Origin of the sequence: uncultured Amaricoccus sp. (assembly GCF_937858865.1) — a bacterium.
Lineage (GTDB): Bacteria > Pseudomonadota > Alphaproteobacteria > Rhodobacterales > Rhodobacteraceae > Amaricoccus.
In genome coordinates, this window is sequence record NZ_CALLYO010000490.1 from 1 (window position 1) to 1,117 (window position 1,117).

Here is a 1,117-nt window from a genome sequence, read left to right on the forward strand (position 1 = left end):
GCCCGGGCCGAAGGGGCTACGAACATCGTCCTCTCGAACCCTTTACCCGACGGATGATCAACCCTCGAAAGGAAGCTCTCGACCGCATAGGCAAGTTTTCACTGGGTGGCAAACGGAATCCCTTTCTGTGGTAACTGGGGGCGTGGCGCCGGCGTGCTGTTGTGTCATGGAGGTGAGGTGAATCGGGAGATATCGATGCGGGATGCGGACGCGCGCCCCCCCGTTCGGCAGTGGCGCATCCATCTCGGGGCGCACAAGACCGCGACCTCGCATCTCCAGGAGACGCTGGCGGCGGTGCGCGACGATCTTGCAGGGCAGGGGGTCGACTTCATCCCGAACCCGCTGGTGCGTCAGCGGGATCTGGCGCGGACGCTGTCGGAGCGGCGGCCGATCGCCCGGTTGCCGGTCGTCGGGCGCGCGTGTATGCGCGCCGCGATCGAGGCGGCGATGGCGCCGCTCAGGGCGGGGCCAGAGGTCGTGGTGCTCTCGGAGGAGAACATCGTCGGGATGCCCGATCATATGCTCGAGCTGCCCTGCTATCCGCAGGCGGAGCGCAACGTCAGCCGGCTCGCGAGCCTCGCGGGGCGGGCGGAGGTCGTCTTCTTCCTCTCGATCCGCAGCTACGACACGCTCCTCCCCTCGGCCTATGTCGAGACGCTGAAGCATGCGCCGCCGCCGCCGGGCGGCTTCCGGGAGGCGGTGGCGGCGCTGCTTTCCGGCTCGTCGGGCTGGTTCGACCTCGCCTCGCGGATCCGCGCCGCGGCACCCGCCATCCCCTTGCGGATCTGGCGGCAGGAGGACTATCGCGCCAATGCCCGGGCGATCATGGAGGCGGTCTGCGGCCGTGCGCTGGTGCCGCTGCCGGAGATCTCCGATCCCACCTGGACCCGCTCGCCCTCGGCGGGCGCGGTCGCGGCGGCCGAGGCGCTGCCGCGGGATCTCCCGCGCGCCGAGCGGCTGGCGCGGGTCCGCAGGATCTTCGCCGCCGGCGAGCCCGGCGCCGACCCCTTTCGGCCGTTCGGCGCGGCGGAGCGCCGGCAGTTGCGCGCCCGGTACGAGGCGGACCTCGAGCGCATCGCGCGAGTCCATCCCGATGTGCTGATGCGCTTCGAGCCAA

General features: G+C 70.9%; 1 protein-coding gene. It reads left to right on the forward strand.

Going from position 1 to position 1,117, the window contains the following annotated elements; genetic code table 11:
* Window positions 1-195: 195 nt before the first annotated feature.
* Window positions 196-1,117: hypothetical protein (locus Q0112_RS14415; RefSeq protein ID WP_297976447.1), on the forward strand; the 922-nt coding region annotated here is incomplete at its 3' end.